The sequence below is a fragment of the Brucella pituitosa genome (genome assembly GCF_003049685.1).
Lineage (GTDB): Bacteria > Pseudomonadota > Alphaproteobacteria > Rhizobiales > Rhizobiaceae > Brucella > Brucella pituitosa.
On record NZ_PYSY02000003.1, the window covers coordinates 394,895 to 417,443 of the forward strand.

A 22,549-nucleotide genomic window follows, 5' to 3' on the forward strand; every position below is an offset into this window, starting at 1 on the left:
GCGAGAAAATCCCATAGGCGCAGTATCTGCAATCCGTAAAGCTGTTCTGACCTTATTTAGCGTCCGTAATCTCGCAGGCGTACTTCCAGATGCTCTCTGCGACGGTGAAATTGCGAGTAATTTCATCATGCAGTTGGGCAATGAAGTAAAAGAAGCTGGATTCATCCTGGTTGTAAACCCACCTGTTGGGTGAGGTCTGAACCGCGAAGATGTTTGAGTCGAGGACGGCCACAGCTTTCAAGCAGTTGTTTTTAGGTAGCGCATCTAATTTTTCCCCAAGCGATTCCAGAGTTTGCGCTCCGCTGTAGGATACAACAAAAAACGGCACACTTCCGGAGTGTACATTCACTTGGAAAAAGCCAGTGGGGTCGGATTTCACAGGGTCAAGCTTATCGATCTCTGAAACGACCTGCTTCCATTGGGCAAAAAGATTGGATTTCACCGAGATCACTGCAGAGACCATTTCCGCCAGATACAGCCGCTCGCTGCTCCCCGCTTGCGCAGGGAAGCTGATTGAGTGGAGCTTCTCAACGACAATGTCCAGCTGGCCCGATTTCCGACCTTCGGAGTCAGTTACGAACCCTCCCGCAAAGCGAAACGGTTTGGGATATGCGGCCTCGAGGTAGTTCCGAATGAAGACTTCGCGTTCATTCCCAATCACCTCATTTGGCGAACCACTTCCCGCCTTATGAGCCGCCAGAAGCCCATCTTTTACCGCCGACACTCTCGTGAAAAGCGGCTCAATTTTCCTCGGCATGCCGAGCTGAATAGTCTTACCCAATGTCCCCTCCCGCTTCGAGCAAATCGTTATCAGTTCGGGAGAAATTGCGCTAGTCAGCGAATTTTGTCACGCATCCAATACTTGGCCACCTCTGCGGCAATATGCTGGTTCGCGTCCGGTTCGACGATACCGAAAAGCGTCAACTTTCTGATCTTGCCAGATGAAAGCTGCCAGTCTGGAAACCACCCCTTCGCGGTTGTTAGCAGTATGAAAAGCGAAACGACCGCTATCAGCAAACTTTTCGGCACCCCGAACGTCCGACACGGGCGCGCATTATGGTCCGACTGTTGCCGACCCCATGTCTGCCTTTATTGACTGGATCGCTCTACCACAAACCTGACGTTGGGAACGACTGAACGTGTCGCGGCTTCGGGATTTTTGCGACACTGTAGACCGGAAACGAGCCAACAGGGGTTTTGGGGAGGATGCATCCTTTCGACTGCCACAGAACTGCGCTACACTGATGCGGCTGGATATGTCCATCGGAGAGAACCCTATCATGACAGATACGCCAAGCCTCGATCGTCGCGAGTTCCTGATCGCAACCACGCTCGCGACTATCGGCGGCGCTACAGCGTCGGTTGTTCTCTCTTCCGATCAAGCAGCAGCACAAGGCGCCACGGCCCAACTGCCGGGAGGAACAGTCTACACTCACGAGCAAATCCAGGGAAAGAAAGTCGTCAGCGCGCTCAATGTGAACGATCTGGAGGCCGGACAGAAGCACCTTTTGTATTTTCAGGGTGTGGAGACACCTACCGGGCAGCACTGGTACGTGTCGGTTATAGTCGCCAAGGGGGCGAAGCCCGGCAAGCGCGTCGTTCTGACAAGCGGTGTGCATGGCGACGAGATGAGTTCCATACACACGGTCCAAACCGTGATGAACCAGCTCGATCCCGAGCAGATGTCAGGCACGGTAATGGCGGTGACAGACATATCCCGCCCGGCCTTGGAAGGCATGCAGCGTCGGTGGCCCAACCAAGGCAGAGGTATTGATCTGATCGATATGAACCGCGAATGGCCGGGGAACGAGAACGGTCTGACAGCACCGAGCCGCCATGCCGGGATGCTGTTCAACCGGCTGTTGCGGCCGAACGCCGACGTTGCGATCGATTTCCATACTGGGACAACGGGGCTGGAGGTCACCGCATTCAACATTGGTGATACGGCTAGACCCGAGGTCAAGGAGATGCTGGACCTTTATCCCGTCGGTCAGATCCTCGACATGCCGAAACAGGCCTATCCTACTGTTCTGCATAACGCGTTTCTGGACGTTGGAATCCCGGCCTTTTGTCCGGAGATCGGTGCTGCGCGTGTGCTGGACCCCGAGATGATCGCGCTATTCGTGGAAGGCACGATGAACGTTCTCAAACATCACGGCATTCTTACCGGACCGATGGGCCGTACTGGCAAAGACGTGACCGTCTTTGTTGGTAATAGTGGGTTCCCGGTGCTGGCCACCGCAGGTGGAATCGTCGAGCATCTGGTGAAGCTCAACGACAAAGTCGACGCGGGACAGAGGGTGGCCATTCAACGCAACAGCTTCGGCGAAGTGGTCGCAGAGTATACAAGCGGAGTAGCCGGAGAGGTATTGAGTCAGCGCAGCGATGTGATGTCGGAACCCGGGAACATGCTGTTGATCATTCTTTTCAATAATTCGACGCCAGGCGGCGTTGAAACCTATCCCGAGTAGGCTATCTGCGCGAGCGATGTTTTAAGAGCTTGCATAACTGAGCCGTCGGCTCTCTTGGCGATAGCGCCTGTTGCCGACACAAAAATGAAGGATGCTCTGCGCACAGAGTGCAAGTTTAGAGGATTATCATGTTGGGAAATCTGTCTGTCTTAGCAATCAGCGCCCTGATACTTGCAAGCTTTGCGAATTCCGCTTCTGGCGCATCGGTTGGTGCGGGTAATCCCTATCCCGTCAGCAACTACACGTGCGAGGACGGCACGCGTCTCGCAGTGCGTCTGCTCGGTGATGGCGCTTCGGTATCCATCAACGGCGCTAGTGCAGTGGACCTGCCGTCCATGGGGCCAGACGGAACGACCTATTCGAACGGCCAGCACACGCTGACAGTCGTACAGGGACGCCTGTCGTGGGGCGTTGGCCGAGCCACGCCGTCCAAATGCACCGGCGGTTGAGCGTCTCGGACGGATAGGGGGTTCACTCTCGTTGCTGATGCCGCAACAGGTACGGTACTGATGTAAGAGAGCGACTGCCCTTCCCACGTCACACAGGCATCATCATACAAGGTGCCGCTGGCGGTCAGGGTGCGGATTCCGTCGCTTTCCGGCCGTGTATTCCAACTTGAAGCCGGTCACCATTCCGATCAATATTCGGCCACTTTGAGACCTGAGAAAGGGTACTTGGGTTAGCAACTTTGGCATGACGGTCTTTTGGAACAAGGGACGCGTAATTCCGGCAAAGAGCCGGCTGACCATGAGATTTTCGCGATGACTTTCGCGACATCGCAGGTCATCGCCATGTGTCAGCTTTCTTGAAGATCCTGCACAAACCTGTCAGTCCGCTCCCCACCCCTTCTCAGACGTTGAATGCAAGATAAGCGGAACGACCGCTTTAGAACGAGTGATAATGCTGCGCCAATGACCGCAATAGCGCTTAACAGTCCGGTAGCTTTAGACGTTGAAGGTCGCCGTTCCCAAGGCTACGAGTTACAACCGAAGCCTGCCGTTCGTCTAGGAAGACCGACGGTACAGCTTGTACTGTGAGCAATTGGTCTGCACAAAGCTGCTTCCCCACCCACAAGATCATTTTTTGCGACCCGGTAACGATTTCTATAAACCAAGGTATAACATTGTATTTCTCTACCCACGGTGCCGCAGCGCATCCACAATGACTTTGAACGCCGGGAGGTTCTGGCGGCGGCTGGGATAATAGAGGAAATAGCCATCGAAAAACGGCGACCAGTCGTCGAGAACCTGGACCAGTTCGCCTGAAGCGATCTGCCGCTCCACAATGTTCTCCGGCACATAGGCGATGCCATAACCATTCAAAGCGGCGTCGATCATTGCGTAAGAGTTATTGAAGGTGAGCTGGCCGTCGACGCGAACCCGTAACTCCTCACCGTCTTTTGCAAACTCCCAACCATAGAGACCGCCTGCGGTCTCTTGGCGCATGTTGATGCAGATGTGCCGGACGAGATCCTTCGGGTGTGCTGGCACGCCATGCGCGTCGAGATAATCCGGCGATGCCACCGCAACCAGCCGCCAGTCCGGTCCGATGCGGACCGCAATCATGTCCTTCTCGACGCTTTCGCCTAAGCGCACGCCAGCATCGAATCCTTCTTCGACGATATTGCGGAAGGTGCTGTCCAGCAGCAATTCGACACTGATGTCGGGATAGTCTTTAAGGACTGACTTCAGCTTCGGCCAGACGACACTTTCTAGCGCATGGTCGGACAGGGTTAGCTTTATCGAGCCCGACGGCTTGTCGCGAAACTCCATCAGCGCGCCGATCTCCTCCTCAATCTCTGCCATGCGCGGCGTGATCGTTCGAAGCAGGCGCTCGCCCGCAGCCGTAGTTGCCACATTGCGCGTCGTGCGGGTCAGAAGGCGGATGCCCATCCGCGCTTCGAGCTGCTTGATCGTATGACTGAGCGTCGATTGCGCTACGCCGATCCGTGCAGCTGCCTTTGTGAAGCTCCGCTCCTCGGCCACGATCCGAAACCAGGTCAGGTGGTTGAAATCGGTTTGCTCCATGTGTCCCACCTGCTGCATCCATGAAAACATTAATCGACCACGTCGATTGGTTCATGCGGATTTTAGCGGGTAATCGCTTTATCGCAAAGCCGATAAGTTACATGCGAGCAAAATTTCAGAAGAAAGTGGATAGTATGGATGCCCTCACAGCAGATGCAAGTAGCAGGCCCGTTGCCGCCTGGGGCGCCGTTCTTTCGATGGCACTCTGCGTGGCGATGCTGATCGCATCAGAGTTTATGCCAGTCAGCCTGTTGACGCCGATGGCCGAAGGGCTGCGCGCGACCGAAGGGCAAACCGGACAGGCGATCTCGATCAGCGGGCTGTTCGCCGTCATAGCCAGCATGCTTGTCACCACCGCCGCCGGAAAGCTGAACCGGAAGTCGGTGCTGATCGCGCTGACGGGTTTCATGCTGCTGTCGCTGGTTCTGGTCGCCACCGCGCCGAATTTCACAGTCCTGATGATCGGCCGTGCTTTGCTCGGCATCTGCATCGGCGGCTTCTGGGCGCTAGCCACCGCGGTCATCATGCGGCTGGTTGAGGCTGAGGATGTGCCGCGCGCGCTTGCGCTGATGTATGGCGGCCAAGCGATTGCAGCAGCCTTCGCGGCCCCCGTAGGCAGCTATCTCGGCGGCATGTTCGGCTGGCGCGAGGTCTTCTGGGCGCTGACGCCGATCGTCGCCGTCAACATCGTCTGGCATGTAATCGCGCTGCCGTCCCTGCCTGCCGGCGGGAAGCAGAACTTCGGCGCCATGTTCGGCCTGCTGAAGCGCCCATATTTCCTGCGCGGCCTCGTGGCCTGCATGCTGTCCTGGGGTTCGGCCTTCACCATGTTCACCTATCTGCGCCCGTTTCTGGAGCAGGTGACGGGCGTGGATGTGACCATGCTTTCGGTGCTCCTGCTGCTTCTGGGCTGTGCGGGTTTCATCGGCACATGGGCCGCGGGCCGGTTCATCAAGGGCAATGTCGCCTCCCTCCTTAAATTGCCGGCGCTGATCATGGGCGGTGCGACCGTCGGGCTTTTGCTGCTCGGCTTCTCGATCGCAGCCGCAGGTCTCTTCATGGCGATCTGGGGCGCGATGAACACCATGTTCTCCGTCATCTGGATGACCTGGATGTCGCAGAACGCGGACGACGCGCCTGAGGCTGCCGGCAGCCTGATGGTTGCGGCGATCCAGACCTCGATCCTGCTCGGCGCGGTGGTGGGCGGCTTCCTGCTGGATGGTATCTCCATCCAGGCCACCTTTATCGGCAGCGTGGTTCTGGCCGTTCTCGCGGTCATGCTGATCGGCAACGGCCAGCGCCTGTTGAAGCCGAAGGAGGCCTGACATGACGGTGGCTTCTCGAATTTCCCGGCGTTCGCTGCTGGCCACCGGTGCGGCAAGCCTCGCCATCCCCACACTGATTACCGCGCTGACGGGCAAGGCCGGGGCGCAGGAAGGAGCCGCCATGCGCCTCAGATTCACCTTCGCCGACCAGGTCTTCACGGCAACGCTGGAGAATACCGCGCCCGCCCGCGACCTGTTCTCGGTGCTGCCGCTCGACCTGAAGATCAGCGACTACGCGGACAACGAGAAGATCGCCTATCTGCCGCGCAAGCTGAGCGACGACGGCAGCAGCCGCATCAGTAACGAGGCGGTCGGCGACCTTTGCTATTACGCGCCCTGGGGCAACCTCGTGATGTTCTACGCCCCTTATCGATGGTCGCGCGGCCTGATCCGCCTCGGTCGTCTGGATGGCGGCATCGCGCCCCTCATGGTGCGAGGCGAATTCCCGCTGCACGCTGAGGCACTGTCCTGATCCTCAGTGTTGCGCACCCCACCGCCAATTTTGCCCTCATTGATCGAGGGCTTCCCATAAACAGCAAGGAGAATCTGACATGAATCAGCAAAGCACTCCCCGAAACGCAACCGAACAGGACGCACCCGACACGGGCCGCCGTGATCTCCTCAAACTTGCTGGCGTGGGTGTCGCGGCCCTCGGCGCAGCGTCGTTCCTCAGCACTCCAGAAGCAAAGGCTCAGACGATGTCACAGGACTGGGACAAGGTTTTCCCGAAAAGCGAAAAAGTCGACCACCTGAAGGTATCGTTCAAGAACCGCTACGGCATCACCTTGTCGGGCGATCTCTATCTGCCAAAGGAACGGGCGAACAGCCGTCTTCCCGCCATCGTCGTCAGCGGCCCGTTCGGCGCGGTGAAGGAGCAGTCTTCAGGTTTCTATGCGCAGACCATGGCCGAGCGCGGCTTCGCCACGCTGGCTTTCGATCCATCCTATACCGGCGAAAGCGGCGGTGAGCCGCGCAATGTCGCATCCCCCGACATCAACACCGAGGATTTCATGGCCGGCGTGGACTATCTCGGCCTGCACGATGCTGTCGACCGCGAGCGTATCGGCGTGATCGGCATCTGCGGCTGGGGCGGCATGGCGTTGAGCGCCGTCGCGGTCGACAAGCGCGTCAAAGCCGTGGTCGCCAGTACCATGTATGACATGACCCGCGTCATGTCGAAGGGCTACAACGACAGCGTGACTTTGAAGCAACGCGCCCAGACGCTGGAGCAGTTGAGCCGGCAGCGTTGGGCGGATGCCGAAGCCGGAACGTCGGCCTATCAGACAGCGTATAATGCCACTGTCGCGTCGGACTCGCCTCAGTTTATGATCGACTATCACGACTACTACAGCACGCCGCGCGGCTACCATAAGCGTGCGGTCAATTCTGGCAACGCCTGGACGCAGACCACGCCCCTGCCTTTCATGAACCTGCCGATCCTGACCTACATCGCCGAGATCTCGCCGCGGCCGATCCTGTTCATCCACGGTGAAAAGGCCCATTCACGTTACTTCAGCGAAACCGCCTTCGCGGCGGCTGCGGAGCCGAAGGAACTGATGATCATCCCGGGCGCCAGCCATGTCGATCTCTACGACAAGGTCGACCTGATCCCGTTCGACAAGCTGACCAGTTTCTTCAATCAGCATCTCGCCGCTTAAGCTGCGTTGGCGCCTACACACATGGTGCAGGCGCCGGAATTGGTTGAGAAACATCAGTAACAGTTTTCTCAAAAGGCAGCATATCTATTGCGAATTCCAAGAGCCGTCGGATTGATCACACTTTCACAGGCATTTATTGAGGCGCATGTAGAATGTCCGCCGTTGGGTGTGCCTCGCGAAAATTCCAATGACCAGAATAAACGCGTTGCTGACGGGCAGTTTTGCGAGCCTATCGGAGACATTCTTTCAGTCGGCTGCCTCGCTGCAAAGCAGACGGCAATCGACAGTAGCAGCTTTTTTGGAAATCTTGCGATATCAACCATGGGATGCCTTTGGCGGGGTCAGATAAGTTCAAATTATTAGTCGCGCGTCGGTTCAATCGAAACTGTTGCAGTGCGGCCCGCAATGAGCCGGACGGCCGCCGGGATGTCATCGATCTCGATCCGTACCGGAATCCTCTGAGCCAGACGGACCCATGAGAATGTCGGAGCCACGCTTGCGAGGGAGCCGACAGAGTCGCTTCGCTCCCGATCCTCTATACCGGCGGCGAAGCTCGCGACATGTCCGATCACCGGTTCCGGCTCACCCATAATATCGATCCTCACCAGATCGTTGACGTGGATTCTGGGAAGCTTTGTCTCTTCAAAATATCCTGCGACATAGATGGATTCTCTTTCAACCAGCACACCGATCGCACTTCCCGCAGTAACATAGTTCCCCTTGCGCAGAGAGAAGTTCGTAATCGCCCCTGAAACCGGCGCCTTCACGGTTGTCCGCTCAAGGTTGAGTCTGGCCAGATCCCGCGCTGCAAGTGCTGATTGATATGCTGCGTTTGCCTGATGCATCTGGCTTTCCGCCTGCTGCCGCTGCTTTAGGCTGACTGCTTGTTTAGAGGCGAGCAGTTGATATCGTTCGAAATCCGTCCGCGCCAGCTCCGCCACGGCCTTCATGCTCAGTGTCTGAGCTTCCGCTTCGCGGAGTGCAAGCATGAAACGATCTGTTTCTATGCGGAACAGCGGCGTCCCTTTCTCCACCCGGGCGTTGTCCGACACGAAAACCTCAGTGACGGGGCCGGAGACATCCGGCGCAAGTCGCACGATATCAGCACGGATGTGAGCGTCGCGCGTCCATGGCGCGTCCATGTAGAAGGACCATAGGTGCCAGCTCAGTATCGCGGCGCAGCCCACCATAGAAAGTGTCAAAAGAGCTCGTCCGGAAATGATAGTGACATTCTTCATCTTTGAAACCAGTTTATAGCGACAGAAAACCCACCAAGGAGGGTGACGTAGATTGCTAGATTGAACAGCGGGCGATGCCATACCAGTCGATAAAATCCGACATTGTCGAGAACCGATGTGAGAACGCGGAACACGCCGTACGCGAAAAGGGCCACCCCTGCGAACAACGGCAGGAAGACGCCGTAGAGATCGAATTGTCCGGTCACGCGGCGATCCTCCTTGTAGGTGGTGTTGTTAAAACCGGCGGATCAGCATCCGGGGCGAGGCAAAGGCGAAGACCGGCCGCGCTCACTAAAAGCTCCGCTTCCGCAGTTGATGTAATCTTCCCCGGAGCGGAAAGAATAAGATCGTCCAAAATCCTAAGGGCACTTTCCAAAGATCCGCGACGGCCACAGGACTTCAGGTCGTACACTTCTTCCAGCACCTCGAAGACCGCTTCCGCTTTACAGCGGATAGAGCTGGACGCTTCATAAGTAAGCGTCTGCATCGCCATCATATGAAGTCCCGTCCGCAGATCCCGTGTAAGGTCGGCATTTGCGGCATCGGAAGTCGGTGGAAGTTTTGCAGCTCTGGAAGCAAAGAGGCCGGCAACATCGATGACGCGATGATGCGTGACGTGGGTGTCGGTATGTCTGCCGGCTGCGATTTTCGCAACATGCTTCTGTGCAACGAAAAAAAGCCTTCTGGCGTTTGTCTCAGCCCTTACGGATCGGAAGAGCCTGCAGACCACAATCGTCCAGATCATCGCAAGAATGGTCGCGATTCCTGTGTTCGCGAATGTGAGGAAGTCGCTGCTCTGGTGTGACTGGAGCATGAGAAGAAGAGGAAAGTTTATACACAGTCCCATCCCGACGACTGCCAGGGAAGGCACAGCAAGGCATATCCCAGCCGGGATCAGAAACAGCCCGAGAGCTGCGGCGAGCGGCATAAATCCGTCGATCATTGGAAGGACCGCGAAGCCGTAGACGAACGCTGCGACGAGCGCACCGATTGTCACGCCGACAAACTTACGCATGGCAGGGGCTGGATCGTCCATGGTTGCAAGCAGGCAACAAAGGACGCCTGATATCTGTGTGAATGTCATTCCGTCAGGCCAGCCGCTAGCGATCCAGAAAAAAGTCGATGACGACAAGCAAATCGCGACTGCCAGCGCTGATAACAAAGCCATGCCGACGTCACGATGCTGGGTTGGCGTCTGGTCGAGAGCAGCGAAGCGGCGAGCCGCTCTCGCCGTGTTCTCATCTTCTATGGCTTCGCGAAGGGTGCCGCAGTCATCGGAGATCCGAAGAATATCCCGCAGATTCCGAGCGGCGTTTGCAAGAAGGTGCTTTTCCCAAGAATGGGGCGCATCAAAACGGTCTAGCGCATAAATTTCTGTCTTGAAGCTTCCAGTGGGATTCTTTGATGCAGAGCCGATCGCCGAACCGACGGCCGCGATCAACGACAAAGCCTCTTCCGAGCCGGGCGTGTTAAGCTTGACCAGTGATCGACGTAAATCCTCTAATTCTGCCAAGAGTGGAAGGAGAGATACCATGCGGTGCTGCAAAGATCGCACCAACGATATTGCACGTCGATATCTGGAGCCATCATATTGAAGATGGGTTGTAAATGACCGCAAGTCTGCCGCATCCGCAGCCAGACCTAGTCGTTCCATTCTGCTCTGGTTTTCGTCACATTCTCCGACCGCCGTTGCAATGAGGAGCGGCTGCGCCCTGGCCATCCATCCGTCGATCCGATTGACGATAACGGTACCCACATGAGCTGGAAAGACGACATGACTGACGACCGACGCGCATAAAATTGCAAGACCGATCTCTTCAATGCGCGACACGACTGTGTCGAACGTGTTCGCCGGAACCGTGACCAACGGCAGTCCCGCAAGAAGCACCGTATATCCGGCCAGCAACAGGACATAGCTTCGAGGCGTGCGGTCCAGAAGGCTGATGAAAGTGCATGCCGATACCCATGCAACGATCGCTGCTGAAAGCAGTATCGGCTCGTTCACCAGGTTCGGAACCATGATGATCGTTGCACCGCCGCCGATGAGGGTTCCGAGCAATCGATAGACCGACTTCGAGGAGATCGCGCCCGAAAGCGGATGAGCGACGATGTAGACGGTTGCCACCGCCCAAAACGGTCGAGGAAGATCGAAACTGACGGCGATATAATAGGCAAGCATTGCTGCCAGGAATGTCTTCAATGAAAAGACGACTGTGCCGGTGGTGACAACCGGCCGAGCGCTCAAACCTCATCTCCTGACTGTGAATTGCTTCGCATGACTCCGCGCTCATCAATGGTGCCGGTGAGGCCGTAGATCGCAGGCGAGACATAGCAAAAAAACGACGCCGCAACGCAGACGTGCAGATAAGCTTCTGCAGGGTCCACACATGAAATGGCCGGCGTATTTGTCGCCGGAGAAGTCAGTAAAGCACGGAACCAGGAGAGGAAGGAGCTCGTTCTCCTCAGAGTAGTGGGGAGATGCCTTCGAACTGCCCCGGCCCTCGACAGCCGTAATGAGACTTCGATTGACGAGAACGGGGTATAATGATGATGGTGTTGTTGAGATGCCATGGTCTTCTCCGAACGTCATATCCATTCGAAAACCTATCGACAAATCAGATCGAGGAATTTAGTTATTCTCTCACATGATATCGAAATTCAACCAACATCCGATGTCCCTTTCCTGGGCTCGGGACGATCATGATCTCGACAAGTCCACGGCACGGGCGAGTGCTGTGAGGATCGATGTGTCGCAGAATGAACGCGAAGCACCTGAGCATCGCCATCGCAAGGGCCAGCTCGTTCTGGCTTTGCGGGGAGGAGTGACCTGCCGCGTTCCGAGCGGGATGTGGATGGTGCCCCCTCATTGTGGCGTCTGGGTTCCAGGGGGTATGCTGCACAGCAATGTTGCGACCGCCAATGCTCGCTTGTTCTTCTTGTTCATTGAGCCAGGCGCTGCCGACCTTCCGGACCGATGCTGCACACTTTCCTTGTCTCCACTTGTCAGGGAACTAATCATCGAGATGGCTGACCAGTCCGCAGTCGCGATGGCCGATGCTGAACTCATCACCACGCTGCTTCTATCGGCTCTGTCGCGTATGCCAGTAGAGGATCTGCATCTGCCACTGACGGATGAACCTCGACTTGAACGGATCGCGCGCGCATTGGTTGACGATCCTTCCGACCGTAGCACGATAGCGCAATGGGCGACGCGGGTAGCGTTGAGCGAGAATTCGCTCGCTCGTCTCGTTCAACAGGAGACCGGTCTGACTTTCGGTCGTTGGCGACAGCAGTTGCAGTTGATCATCGCACTCCGAAGCCTTGCAGCCGGGGCGACGGTGCAGCAGGTTTCTGGCAACCTTGGATATGAATCGGTGTCTGCGTTCATCACTATGTTCAAGAAAGCGCTTGGCACATCGCCGGCGAAATATCTCAAGAACCGGGACCGTTAATCATCCGCGATTACGGTTACAGATGCGCAAGCCGGCTTTGAATAACCCTTGGCGCGAACCTCCCTTTATCGCCCAATTCCTGGCTGTATCGCCAAGATTGCAGACACTAAAACATCCGCGACATTTCTGTCGCACACGTTGCCAGTCAGAAAGCTGCCAATCCGTTCCCTCCTTCAGACGTTTACTGAGGTGTCAGCAGACCGTCCGCTTTTGGGGCTAAAATCATTCCAATGACCGGAATTGCGCACTAAGCAGATGTCTGATCCCTAGAAATTGATCCACTCGTGCCCCTTTTCCTATTGGCCCAACAAAACGACCCTCGGTGCCAATAGGCGATTGCATCTATTATCACTTCTTAGGTTGCCGTGCGTGCATATCGAGCCGGGGACATTCCGGCATATCGCGCAAACGCGACACTGAAGGTGCTTGCCGATCCGTAGCCCACGCGTTCTGCGACCTGTTCGATTCCGAGTTTCCGGTTCCGCAACAACTGTTTTGCGAGCGCCATGCGCCAGGCCAGCAGATATCCCATCGGAGATTGACCGACGATGCGATTGAAACGCGCAAAGAAGGCCGAACGGGATAGTGAGGCTTCGTTTGCAAGATCGGTGACAGTCCATGCATGCTCGGGCCGAGCATGCATCGCACGAAGTGCGGCTGCCAGACGTTCGTCACCTAGTCCACGGCTCAGGCCAGGCGCGGAGGTCGTTTCTGTTCCGCATCGCAGCGCCTCGATCAACAACACTTCGAGAAGTCGTTCCAGTACGAGCTCACGTGCCGCGTGCAACTCACGCGTTTCCTCATCCACCAACTGCATCAGCGTGGCAAGCCGGGGCCGATCACGAACGAGAACCACATCCGGCAACAGTGAGACAAGCAGGGCTGAATCCGGCGCGCCGAAGCTGCAATGGCCGATCCGCATGCGCAGATCGGCGGGACCGCTATGGCGTCCCACCCGGAAATTCCCTTCACTGACCTGTGTCGGCAACGTGGCGGACAGATCAATCGGCGCATCGATACTCTCGTTGACCAGGTCCTGCATCGCCGGCGCAAGGACGAAGTCGCCGGCCTGAAGCACGAATGACCGATGGCCGCCGAACGTGACGCGGCAACTCCCCTCCAGGATCGCGCAATAGAAAGGTTCGCCTGTCGCCTCACGACGAATTTGCCACGAGCCCGCGCATTCCACCAACTTCGAGAAGCGAGCGGCAGGCTGCAGTAAAGTGACGATTTCGGCGAGAGGATCGACGGTCAATATCAGGACTCATGCTAAAGAAATGCAGACTATCACTTATATTAAGTCCTTTGTCTGTTCGCTACCATAGCATCTGATCTTATAGGGAGATGTTTATGCCAACGATATTGATCACTGGTTGCTCGTCGGGCTTTGGTTTGCAAACCGCAAAACTGTTCCTTGAAAGGGGTTGGGACGTGATCGCGACGATGCGAACACCAGACGAAAATCTGTTGCCGTCCTCCGATCGCCTGCGTGTACTTGCGCTCGACATCACCGATTCAACGAGTGTCGCCCTGGCAGTGGAAGCGGCAGGCCGCATAGACGTTCTGGTCAACAATGCTGGCTTCGGCGCGCCAGCTCCAGTTGAACTGACAGCACCAGAAACTGTAAAGGCGCTGTTTGAGACGAATACGATTGGAACATTGGCGATGGTTCAGGCTGTCGTGCCGCAAATGCGCCAACGCCGGGCTGGGGTCGTCATTAACGTCACATCCACGGTAACGGTCAAGACATTGCCGGTCGTCGGGGTCTATCGCGCGAGCAAGGCGGCTGTAAACGCCTTCACCGAGTCGCTAGCGGTGGAAATGAAGCCATTTGGTGTGCGCGTTCACATCGTTTTGCCGGGCCGTTCACCCGAAACAAGCTTCGGCGCTAACGCCCGTCCGCATCTGCGCGGCATGGACGACCCGGACTATGCGCCGCTTCTGCAGCAATTCATAAAGAGTGTGCAGGAAGACACAGGTCCCGTGACGTATGCACCTGACGTCGCAGAGGCAATTTGGCGGGCTGCCACCGACCCGTTTGCCCCACTGCGTATCCCTGGTGGCGCGGACGCAGAGCTTTGGATGGATGAGGCAGGTTTGTAATAGGACCTGCGGTCAAAACGATAGCACCTCACACATCGAAGAAATCCGGATTCGATGTGGAATTTACGTCAAAGCAGAAGCTCTTTCACAGATACGACCAACCCGTTAATCGTTTTGACAGACCTGCCATCTGGACCGCCTCAAAACGCGATTTGGAAATCCTGACAGAAAAAAGCGAACAGCCACTTGTGAGACGTTCGAAAGCAAGCTTGACTATCGGAATTGCGTTCAATGCAGCTTGATGGCCACCCGCGGACGTTGACAGCATTGTAAATGGACGACCGCTTTGGAGGGCGTGGGCGTGGGCGTGGGCGTGCTAAGTTAATTTCTAAAATGGCACGCTTAACAGGCTCGCAGCTATCGGTCTTTAAAATTGGCCGCCAAAAGCAGCAATGAATATGCAGAAAGCGGTCGTAGCCAAGCGTTGCTAACCTGAAGCGCCATCTCAGTTTCTGAACTCAGCTCGAGGATCTGGATTTACAACTCTGTCTGGTCGTAAGCCCGTCGGCGCGCCTTTATGGCGTCCAGATTCTCGTGCACCCAGAAGTTAAACCCCTCAAGGGCGTGCAAGGCACCGTGGCCGATATCCGTCAACTCATACTCGACACGTGGAGGCACTTCAGGAAAATAGTGACGTATGACGAATCCGTCACGCTCGAGATTGCGCAGCGTAAGCGTCAGCATGCGCTGGGTGATTTTACCTACCTCTTTTTTCAATTCTGAAAAGCGGAGCCGATGATCCTCGGCGAGAGAAAGGCGCCAAAGAACCGGCACAGTCCATTTGTCACTCAGCAAGCTGCAGACCCCGTTTGACGGGATGGGCCTGAATTGCCTGTCGTTCTCTGATCCGCGCGCGGTGCCGGCATCAATCTGTTCATCCAAGGGTATCATCCTTGTGCCTGACGCTGAAAAATGTGCCGTCTTCCGGCAAAACTACATTCGTATATATAGACTGTCCTTGTTTAACGCGAGGGTTTCAAATGACCAAGAGCAAGCACCCCATTCTGGTTTTCGGCGCTACCGGAAGACAGGGAGGATCTGTTGCCAAAGCCTTGTTGAAGGCGGGATGGCCGGTTCGCGCGATCGTTCCGGATTCCAGCAAAGTGACATCTTTACAATTAAGAAATGCGGGGGTCGAACTTGTGCAGGGTTCATTTGAAGAGACCGATGCTATACGCTCAGCGATGAAAGGCGCTTATGGCGTCTTTAGCGTGCTGCCAGCAAACTTAGCCGCTGAGGATGAAGTTCGTTATGGTATATCGGTTGCGGATATCGCTGCTGAAATCGGCGTCAATCACTTTGTTTATTCGTCGGGTGCCAGCGTGGGGAATGAACTGACAGGCGTTCCGCGTTTCGACGCCAAGCCTCGTATCGAAGCCCATATTCGACAGCTTGACATGACTACCACTATCATCCGACCGATGATTTTCATGGAGATGCTTGTGCGGCCTGGCTTCGGTCTCGATGAGGGCCGGTTGGTGTCCTTGATCCAATTGGACCATTCTATTCAGCTTACTGCCGTGGAAGACATCGGCAAGTTTGTTGCTGCCGTTTTTGCCGACAAACCCAGCTTTGGTGGCAGGATTCTTAAGATCGCAAGCGACCGCCTGACGGGGCGCGAACTAGAGGTGGCCCTCAGTGAAGCAGCCGATCGCCCGATAACCTATGAACGGTTTCCCGACGACGTACTCGCTGCAAACGCTGATCTCGCGCATATGGCAAAGAGTCTGGAAGACGGGCCGCTTGCCGAGCAGGTCGATCTGAAACTCATGCAGGAAATCAACCCCGACCTGCTGACTTTTGCGTCCTGGCTTGCTGGTGATGGGCGCAGGGCGCTCAATGCAGCTTTGCGGGCGTCAGTCTCGTGACGCCGCGCCAGCTTCAATAATCACAAACGAGCCGCAACGCGGGCAGGCCTGCCAGGCAGCTTTCGACATTTGCTGTCGTTGCATCGCTATCGAGCAGACGTTTGCGGGTCATCAGTCGCGCGCCAAGGCTTCGATCGGGTCTAGCTTTGCCGCATTGCGGGCGGGGAGGAAGCCGAAGACGATTCCGATCAGGGTCGAGCAGGCGAAGGCCACCATGATGGAGCCCGAAGAGAAGATCATTTTGAAGTCGGCGCTCAGCAAATTGAAAAGAGCACTGATCCCGAGGGCGAGTATAACTCCCATGAAGCCGCCGACAAGGCAGACCAGAATGGCCTCGATCAGGAACTGGGAGAGGATGTCGCTGCGGCGCGCGCCGACGGCCACACGAACCCCGATCTCCTTTGTGCGCTCGGTCACGGACACCAGCATGATATTCATCACGCCGATGCCGCCGACAATCAGCGAGATCACAGCAACTGACGAAATCAGTAGCGTCAGGGTTCTGGTAGTGGTCTCGATAGTCTCGCGAATGGTCGCCGAGTTGGTAAGGAAGAAGTCTTTCGCGCCATGCCGACGCTCGATAAGGCGCGAAACTGCTGCCTCGATATTGCCCGGATCGACATCGTCGCTGATGCGGACCGTTATGCCGTCGACATTCGGACGACCCAGCATGCGGCCCATGACGGTTGTGTAAGGCGCATAAACGGTCAATGTATCAATCGCCGGTCCGAAGGAGTTCTCCTGTTTTGTCACGCCCACGACCCTCGCCGGCATTGTGCCCAGAAGGATGACCTGTCCTACTGGGTTCACCCGGTCGGGAAACAGCTCGCGCGCAGCGTTTGCATCGATCACCACATTCTGGCTGTAACCGGTAACATCCCGGGCATCGAATAGTTGGCCATGCGCCAGCTCAAGGGCCCGTACACGAAAGAAATCGGCGCCGACCCCGGTAACTGTTGCATTGACGGCCACCGCAGCGCGCTTGACAGTTATGCTCGTCGCGACGCTAGGCGTCACGCTGTCGACATAGGGCTGGTTCGCCAAGGCTTCTGCGTCGGCGGCCACCAGGGTTCGTATTCGCCCCGCTTCCAGATCGCCGAAGCCTTTCCCGGCCCGCACTTCGATCGTATTGGTGCCGAGCGAACTGATACTGTTCAGGATTTGTTGCTGCGAGCCAGTTCCAAGGGCCGAGATAGCCGCCACCGAGGCGATGCCGATGATTATGCCGAGCATGGTCAGAAGCGAGCGCATCTTGTGCGCCCAGATTGCCGCGCCCGCCATACGAAAGGCTTCGGTCATCCGATCAATTGCGCCGCGCCAGCCAGCATCCGCAGCGTATTCGCGGATGGGACGAGCAGTCGCGGCGGACTTGGGTATATTACGCTCGTCGGAAATGATAACGCCGTCGCTGATCTCGACAACCCGATCCGCGTGGTCGGCGATCTTCTTGTCGTGAGTGACCAGAATGATGGTGTGCCCTTCAGCGTGAAGCTCACGCAGAATCTTCATAACCTCGGCACCACTATGCGTATCCAGTGCTCCGGTCGGCTCGTCGGCCAGAATTATCTCGCCACCGTTCATCAGCGCACGGGCGATGGACACCCGCTGCTGCTGGCCGCCCGACAGCTTGCCGGGGATATTGCCCATCCGCTCGGCTAGGCCCAGGCGGGTCAACAATGAAATGGCTCGCTTATGCCGGTCGGACCGGCTGCGTCCAGCATAGATGGCTGGTACCTCGACGTTACTGGCCGCGCTGAGGTCTCCAAGCAGATGATAGCGTTGGAAGATGAAACCAAACCGCTCACGGCGTAGCGAAGCCAGTTCGTCTACGGTCATCTTTGACGTCTCGCGTCCTTCAATCCAGTAGTTGCCGGTCGTTGGACGATCGAGGCAGCCTAGAATGTTCATCAGGGTCGACTTGCCGGAGCCCGAGGCGCCAATGATGGCCATCATCTCGCCGGCCTCGATGTCGAGATCGACGTCTTTCAATACCCGCACCATTTCGTCGCCTGCGGGGAAAGCGCGGGATACCCCACGTACGCGGATCAGTGGCTCTGTCATAGCTTGCCTTACCGCTGCGCCGCGGCCAGCTGAGCCTGGCCATCTGCACGTTCGTCTGTGGATGCTCCCATGACGATGATCTCGCCTGCCTGCAGACCGCTCAGGATCTGGATATTTGCGCCGTTGTCGATGCCGACCTGCACCTCCCGCATCTGCACCTCGCTCGCCGCGTCGAGTACCCGGATGCGCGCCGTGTCGCCGACCTGCGGCGCGCCTTCCACTGCACTCAGGGGAACCAGTACGGCGTCGCTGACGCGGCTCAGAACAATAGATACCTGCGCTGTCATGGAGGGCCGCAGAACCCCGTCCGCGTTCGCGACGTCGATCAGTCCGGTGTAATAGACAGCGCCGTTGGTTCCGCCAATCCCGCTCGCGCCGGCGTTGCCTTCGTTGGCGATGGAGGCGGGGGCTGGTTCAACCTGGCGCAACTCTCCATCGAAACGCCGCTTCGGGTCGCCAAGAATGCTGAACCAGGCCGGCAGGCCCGGCCTTACGCGCACGACGTCAGCCTCGGAAATATCCGCACGCACCGTCATTGTGTCCAATCGTGCGATCATGACGATGGTCGGCGCGGTCTGCAGGGCATTCACGGTCTGACCTTCTTCGGTGACGATCGCCACCACGGTGCCGGCGATGGGGGCGGTGATGCGGGTATAGCCCAGTTCTATACCCGCAGACTCCAACGCGACCTGCGCCTGGCTGATCTGTGCGTCCAGCGACTGGACCTGCGCCCGCTCACTGTCTAGCATGGCGACAGCCGCGTCATGCTGGGCGCGTGGCGTCGAACCGCCTGCCAGCAGCTCACGCTGGCGCTCGAAATCCTTTTCGGCTTTCACCAGACCGGCTATACGTGCGGTACGGAGGGCGCGGATGTTGGCCAGGGCAGACTCCCGGTCCCGCAAGGTGTTGCGACGGGTCTGTGAATCGATCTCGGCCACCAACTGGCCAGCCTCGACGACGTCACCGATCTCGACGGCCAGGCGCTCAACGCGACCCGAGGCCTGGGCGCCGACGCGCACCAGCTCGAGCGGTTCGAGAACCCCGGTCGCCAGCACGACCTCTTCAATGTCGCCTTTTTTCGCTTGCGCCGTCACCAGTTCAGGCTTCGCCGGTGGCCGCAGAAATAGGTGCCAGACGACCAGCAAACCGACAAGGGTCGCCGCTGCCAGGATCAGACGCTTGCGGGTAATGTATCGTGTCATTAAGCCTTGGTCCGTGCTATTAAAAATTGCGGGCTTTCTCTGTCACGAAAATTGCACCAACATTACGGGGGCGGGATTGTTGCTGCCAAAAGGCGTTTGAAAAAGTGGCGTTGGTCCTCGCCGCGTCTAATCCGTTTAGCGCAAGCGACCGGCTCTACGGCTGCCGGAAAACGCTCCTCTCGCGCCAGCGTACAGCAAATGTACTGCCCTTGCCTGGAGCAGACGAAAGCTCAATGTAGCCGCGGTGACGGGTCAATATCTCGTCGACCATGCTGAGCCCCAGGCCTGCTCCGGAGCCATGAGGGCTGACCCGGTAGAACGGTTCGAATATGCGAGATTGCTTATCGACGGCAATTCCGCAGCCCTGATCGGCTATCGTCACGCTGCCGTCAACCTCGATACCGACGGATATCTGTCCTTTTCCTCCTCCGTACTGGATCGCATTGCGCACCAAGTTGATGAATGCGCGCTCCAAAGCCTCAGCGTCACCACGAACGAACAGGTCTTCCGTGTTGCTGTCGAATGAAATCTCGTAGCCTTCGGCGATGGCCAGGGGAGCAAGGTCGGCGATCACCTTAGACACAACGCTGTTGAGATTGACAGGTGCATTCTGCTGAGGCTTCTGCCGGTACTTCTCTGTCTCGAGAAGCTGGTTGGCGATCGCTGTAAGTCGCTTGTTGGCCATCTGCAGGTGCGTCTTGTCCGCACTTGGTGAAAGGGTATCAATTCTCACTTGCAAAATAGCGATCGGCGTTCGAAGTTCATGCGCGGCGTTAACAAAGAAACGTTCCGTCGTCTCGAAGCCGCTGTCTAGACGACGCAACGCTCTGTTAATGTCGCGAACCAGGCGAAGCACCTCATTGGGTAAGCCATGCTCTTGCACCAGGGCACCTCGTGTGTCGAGATCAATCCTGTCGAGACGCTCGGTCAGATCGCGGAAGGACCGCAGCGCCCAGCGTGTCACAAACGGAACGCCAATAAGGGAAATGGCGATGAGGATCAGTGCCGGCACGCCGATGGCAAGGTTCCCCAACAGCACGGTCACACCATATTGGGACATCGAAACACCGCCAGCAAAAATCGTCGCCTCACCAGCTTGGGTGTCGAAACGTTCCATTCGGGCAACGCTAAGTGGATCATCCAGATTGCCATGAAGCTCGACATTTCTAAATGTCTTCAGAAACGATATATTGCTGGTAATGACCTGTGGAGTTGCTCCGTGTGAGAGGACGCCGCCATCGCCCAAGTCTGCCACAAACCACAAGTCAGGCGCGTCCTTTATCATCTCTTTCAGTTTGTCTGTCGGCTCAAGACGGGCCCGACCATCCGGACCAAGATCGATTGAATCGGCAATTTCTTGGGACAGCCAGATGGATGTAATCGCCACATCGGGTTTGATGCCGGAAAGGAGATAGAAAACCAAGCCGAGTGAGACGATGACTGCGCAGAGCTGCAGCACAATAAAACCAAGAGTGAATCTCCAGCGAAGAGATGTGCTGGACATCTTATTTCTGCTCATGAAGATAGTAGCCTATGCCGCGAATGTTCTTGATGACGATGTCGGCCTCCGCTTCGCTAAGCTTTCGGCGCAGTCGAGACATATTGGACTCCAGTGAGTTCGACTGAATCTCATCATCAAAGGAATAGACCTGACCTTCTAGGGACGAGCGCAACACGGTGCGACCGCGGTTTCTTAGAAGCGTTTCCATGATGAGCAACTCCCGGCGAGTGAGTGAAACCCGGAAACCGTTGACATACACATCGCATGAAACGCGATCATAGGTAACATTTCCTGCTGACAAGACGGATAGGCTGGTTGTCGGCGCGCGCCTCAGCACTGCGCTCATTCTGGCAATCAGCTCTGGAATTTCGAACGGTTTGGGCAAATAGTCATCAGCACCGTCATTGAGGCCAGAAATTCGCTCGTCGGTCGACCTCAGAGCGGAGATGATGATTGATCGCGTATTTGAACCCGCGCGACGCAAATCGGCGAGAAAAGTACTGCCATCACCATCCGGCAGTTGCCGATCGATCAGGACGATATCGTAATCCGCCATAGCGATTGCTTCCCGCGCCGTCGCCAGATCACCAACGGCGTCAAGAACGATGCCATGCTGCGAGAGGGCCGTTCTCAACGCATCCGTCATTTCTGGATCGTCTTCGATAAGTAGAAGTTTCATAGTCGCCTAATCGGTCAAGTCTCGAACTATCATTCCCGATAGTCTTTACAGCAAAACGACGTCTCTGGTTCAGGTAAACTCGACGGTCGTGACGTCCTGATCCTCAGGTTGCTGGACATCATGAAACCGCAGTGGACGTGGAGACTGGAGAAACTGAAGCCCGTCCGGTATCCATCCCGCCTTTGAGGTGCGCCACCCAGGCCGCAATCTTTATCGGCAGCGGCCGTAATTATCCCTGTATCTGCAGTCGTAGTTCCGGCGGTCCCGTTGTTCCCAGCGGTCGCGGCTGTTTCTGTTGTTACGTTCTCTGATGTTTCCTACCACGGCCCCGCCCGCGCCACCTGCGGCGGCTCCCACTGCAGCGCCTTCCCAGGTGCCGCTTGCCAGCCCACCAATGATAGCGCCGCCCGCAGCACCAATGCCGGCGCCCTTTTCCGTCTGGCTGCACGCTGTCAGCGTCAAGCAAACGAGTACGCCTGAAATGATCTTTTTCATGCCTGTCCTTTCGATCCATTGCCACCACGGCCGTCCGTCGACCGTTGATAAGCACCGAGACTGCGACGTATGGCTGCCGAAAATTACGTAGAAGTTACGAAGAACTATCGGCCTCGACTCCGGTCGAAAACGCAAATTCGTGCAGGATGCGCGCCTTCGCGACAAGTCATTCGCAGGTAATTCCGACGCCTAATCGATAGGCTCCGACGTCGCCCGGTTCGTCACCGCGTTTCAGGATAGTGAGTCGAAAGGGCTGAGCAAATCCTTCGACGGGCTCATACGGGGATTGGCAGCTATTCAGGACTGCTTACAAGCGCGGTCAGCCCGAAATATGCAAGTCCATTTATAACCAAGGCAGGACGATCAGCTCAAATAAACCAAATTGCGGCTTTTAGGACCACCTGCGGCTTTTGGGATCGTCAGAAATAAAGCGCAAAGCGGTCATGAAGTCGAACATCAATCGCTTCAT

At 56.8% G+C, this 22,549-nt stretch carries 20 protein-coding genes; 8 read left to right on the forward strand and 12 right to left on the reverse strand.

Annotation, left to right across the window (positions count from 1 at the left end):
- Nucleotides 1-52: 52 nt before the first annotated feature.
- Complete coding sequence (locus C9380_RS22185; RefSeq protein WP_128094705.1) at nucleotides 53-781, reverse strand: DUF6602 domain-containing protein; 729 nt, start codon at nucleotides 779-781, stop codon at nucleotides 53-55.
- A gap of 499 nt (nucleotides 782-1,280) precedes the next feature.
- Here C9380_RS22185 and C9380_RS22190 point away from each other — a divergent pair, with 499 nt between their 5' ends.
- Both C9380_RS22190 and C9380_RS22195 read left to right on the forward strand, forming a co-directional pair.
- Nucleotides 1,281-2,471, forward strand: a complete 1,191-nt coding sequence (locus tag C9380_RS22190) for a M14 family metallopeptidase (RefSeq protein WP_128094706.1) — start codon at nucleotides 1,281-1,283, stop codon at nucleotides 2,469-2,471.
- A gap of 128 nt (nucleotides 2,472-2,599) precedes the next feature.
- Entirely contained in the window at nucleotides 2,600-2,920 is a 321-nt protein-coding gene (locus C9380_RS22195) for a hypothetical protein (RefSeq protein WP_128094707.1), read from the forward strand.
- Between the two features lie 684 nt (nucleotides 2,921-3,604).
- Here the strand turns inward: C9380_RS22195 and C9380_RS22205 are convergent.
- Nucleotides 3,605-4,498 carry a LysR family transcriptional regulator gene (locus C9380_RS22205; RefSeq protein ID WP_128094709.1) on the reverse strand — a complete coding sequence of 298 codons (894 nt, stop codon included), beginning with the start codon at nucleotides 4,496-4,498 and terminating at the stop codon, nucleotides 3,605-3,607.
- A gap of 20 nt (nucleotides 4,499-4,518) precedes the next feature.
- Between C9380_RS22205 and C9380_RS22210 the strand changes: the two genes are divergently transcribed.
- The 3 genes from C9380_RS22210 (at nucleotide 4,519) to C9380_RS22220 (ending at nucleotide 7,481) form a co-directional block, all read left to right on the forward strand.
- Nucleotides 4,519-5,823, forward strand: coding sequence for an MFS transporter (locus C9380_RS22210; protein ID WP_210249791.1), 1,305 nt, complete (start codon nucleotides 4,519-4,521; stop codon nucleotides 5,821-5,823).
- 1 nt (nucleotide 5,824) lies between these two features.
- Nucleotides 5,825-6,295 (forward strand): cyclophilin-like fold protein, encoded by a 471-nt coding sequence (locus tag C9380_RS22215; RefSeq protein WP_247877658.1) that lies wholly within the window; start codon nucleotides 5,825-5,827, stop codon nucleotides 6,293-6,295.
- Between the two features lie 79 nt (nucleotides 6,296-6,374).
- Nucleotides 6,375-7,481 (forward strand): alpha/beta hydrolase, encoded by a 1,107-nt coding sequence (locus tag C9380_RS22220; RefSeq protein ID WP_128094710.1) that lies wholly within the window; start codon nucleotides 6,375-6,377, stop codon nucleotides 7,479-7,481.
- A gap of 359 nt (nucleotides 7,482-7,840) precedes the next feature.
- Here C9380_RS22220 and C9380_RS22225 read toward each other — a convergent pair whose 3' ends face one another.
- From C9380_RS22225 to C9380_RS22235, 3 genes are read right to left on the reverse strand one after another with little or no spacing between them, the layout of a single operon-like run.
- Nucleotides 7,841-8,719 (reverse strand): efflux RND transporter periplasmic adaptor subunit, encoded by an 879-nt coding sequence (locus C9380_RS22225; protein WP_128094711.1) that lies wholly within the window; start codon nucleotides 8,717-8,719, stop codon nucleotides 7,841-7,843.
- On the reverse strand, nucleotides 8,716-8,925 hold the full coding sequence (locus C9380_RS22230) for a DUF1656 domain-containing protein (RefSeq protein WP_105708102.1): 210 nt from the start codon (nucleotides 8,923-8,925) through the stop codon (nucleotides 8,716-8,718). The genes C9380_RS22225 and C9380_RS22230 overlap by 4 nt, the downstream gene beginning before the upstream one ends.
- Nucleotides 8,922-10,964: an FUSC family protein gene (locus C9380_RS22235; protein WP_128094712.1), complete on the reverse strand. Its 2,043-nt coding sequence runs from the start codon at nucleotides 10,962-10,964 to the stop codon at nucleotides 8,922-8,924. The genes C9380_RS22230 and C9380_RS22235 overlap by 4 nt, the downstream gene beginning before the upstream one ends.
- Nucleotides 10,965-11,364: 400 nt before the next feature.
- On the opposite strand from C9380_RS22235, the gene C9380_RS22240 reads away from it, so the two are divergent.
- A complete protein-coding gene (locus C9380_RS22240) occupies nucleotides 11,365-12,171 on the forward strand; it encodes an AraC family transcriptional regulator (protein ID WP_128094713.1) in 807 nt (268 codons plus the stop codon).
- Between the two features lie 355 nt (nucleotides 12,172-12,526).
- Here C9380_RS22240 and C9380_RS22245 read toward each other — a convergent pair whose 3' ends face one another.
- A complete protein-coding gene (locus tag C9380_RS22245) occupies nucleotides 12,527-13,426 on the reverse strand; it encodes an AraC family transcriptional regulator (protein WP_128094714.1) in 900 nt (299 codons plus the stop codon).
- Nucleotides 13,427-13,521: 95 nt separating this feature from the next.
- Here C9380_RS22245 and C9380_RS22250 point away from each other — a divergent pair, with 95 nt between their 5' ends.
- The gene (locus C9380_RS22250; RefSeq protein ID WP_105708098.1) at nucleotides 13,522-14,274 is read left to right on the forward strand and encodes an SDR family oxidoreductase; all 753 of its coding nucleotides are present in this window, start codon (nucleotides 13,522-13,524) and stop codon (nucleotides 14,272-14,274) included.
- Nucleotides 14,275-14,751: 477 nt separating this feature from the next.
- Here the strand turns inward: C9380_RS22250 and C9380_RS22255 are convergent, their stop codons facing one another.
- Nucleotides 14,752-15,165, reverse strand: coding sequence for a winged helix-turn-helix transcriptional regulator (locus C9380_RS22255; protein ID WP_128094715.1), 414 nt, complete (start codon nucleotides 15,163-15,165; stop codon nucleotides 14,752-14,754).
- An 89-nt stretch (nucleotides 15,166-15,254) separates the two neighbouring features.
- Here C9380_RS22255 and C9380_RS22260 point away from each other — a divergent pair, with 89 nt between their 5' ends.
- Nucleotides 15,255-16,142 (forward strand): NmrA/HSCARG family protein, encoded by an 888-nt coding sequence (locus tag C9380_RS22260; RefSeq protein ID WP_128094716.1) that lies wholly within the window; start codon nucleotides 15,255-15,257, stop codon nucleotides 16,140-16,142.
- Between the two features lie 111 nt (nucleotides 16,143-16,253).
- Here C9380_RS22260 and C9380_RS22265 read toward each other — a convergent pair whose 3' ends face one another.
- From C9380_RS22265 to C9380_RS22285, 5 genes are all read right to left on the reverse strand, one after another.
- Nucleotides 16,254-18,203, reverse strand: a complete 1,950-nt coding sequence (locus C9380_RS22265) for a MacB family efflux pump subunit (protein WP_128094717.1) — start codon at nucleotides 18,201-18,203, stop codon at nucleotides 16,254-16,256.
- Nucleotides 18,204-18,211: 8 nt separating this feature from the next.
- Nucleotides 18,212-19,405: an efflux RND transporter periplasmic adaptor subunit gene (locus C9380_RS22270; RefSeq protein ID WP_128094718.1), complete on the reverse strand. Its 1,194-nt coding sequence runs from the start codon at nucleotides 19,403-19,405 to the stop codon at nucleotides 18,212-18,214.
- A 154-nt stretch (nucleotides 19,406-19,559) separates the two neighbouring features.
- A complete protein-coding gene (locus C9380_RS22275; RefSeq protein ID WP_128094719.1) occupies nucleotides 19,560-20,909 on the reverse strand; it encodes a sensor histidine kinase in 1,350 nt (449 codons plus the stop codon).
- Nucleotide 20,910: 1 nt separating this feature from the next.
- On the reverse strand, nucleotides 20,911-21,585 hold the full coding sequence (locus C9380_RS22280; protein ID WP_111786027.1) for a response regulator transcription factor: 675 nt from the start codon (nucleotides 21,583-21,585) through the stop codon (nucleotides 20,911-20,913).
- A 210-nt stretch (nucleotides 21,586-21,795) separates the two neighbouring features.
- Nucleotides 21,796-22,080, reverse strand: a complete 285-nt coding sequence (locus C9380_RS22285; RefSeq protein WP_128094653.1) for a YMGG-like glycine zipper-containing protein — start codon at nucleotides 22,078-22,080, stop codon at nucleotides 21,796-21,798.
- Between the last annotated feature and the right edge of the window lie 469 nt (nucleotides 22,081-22,549).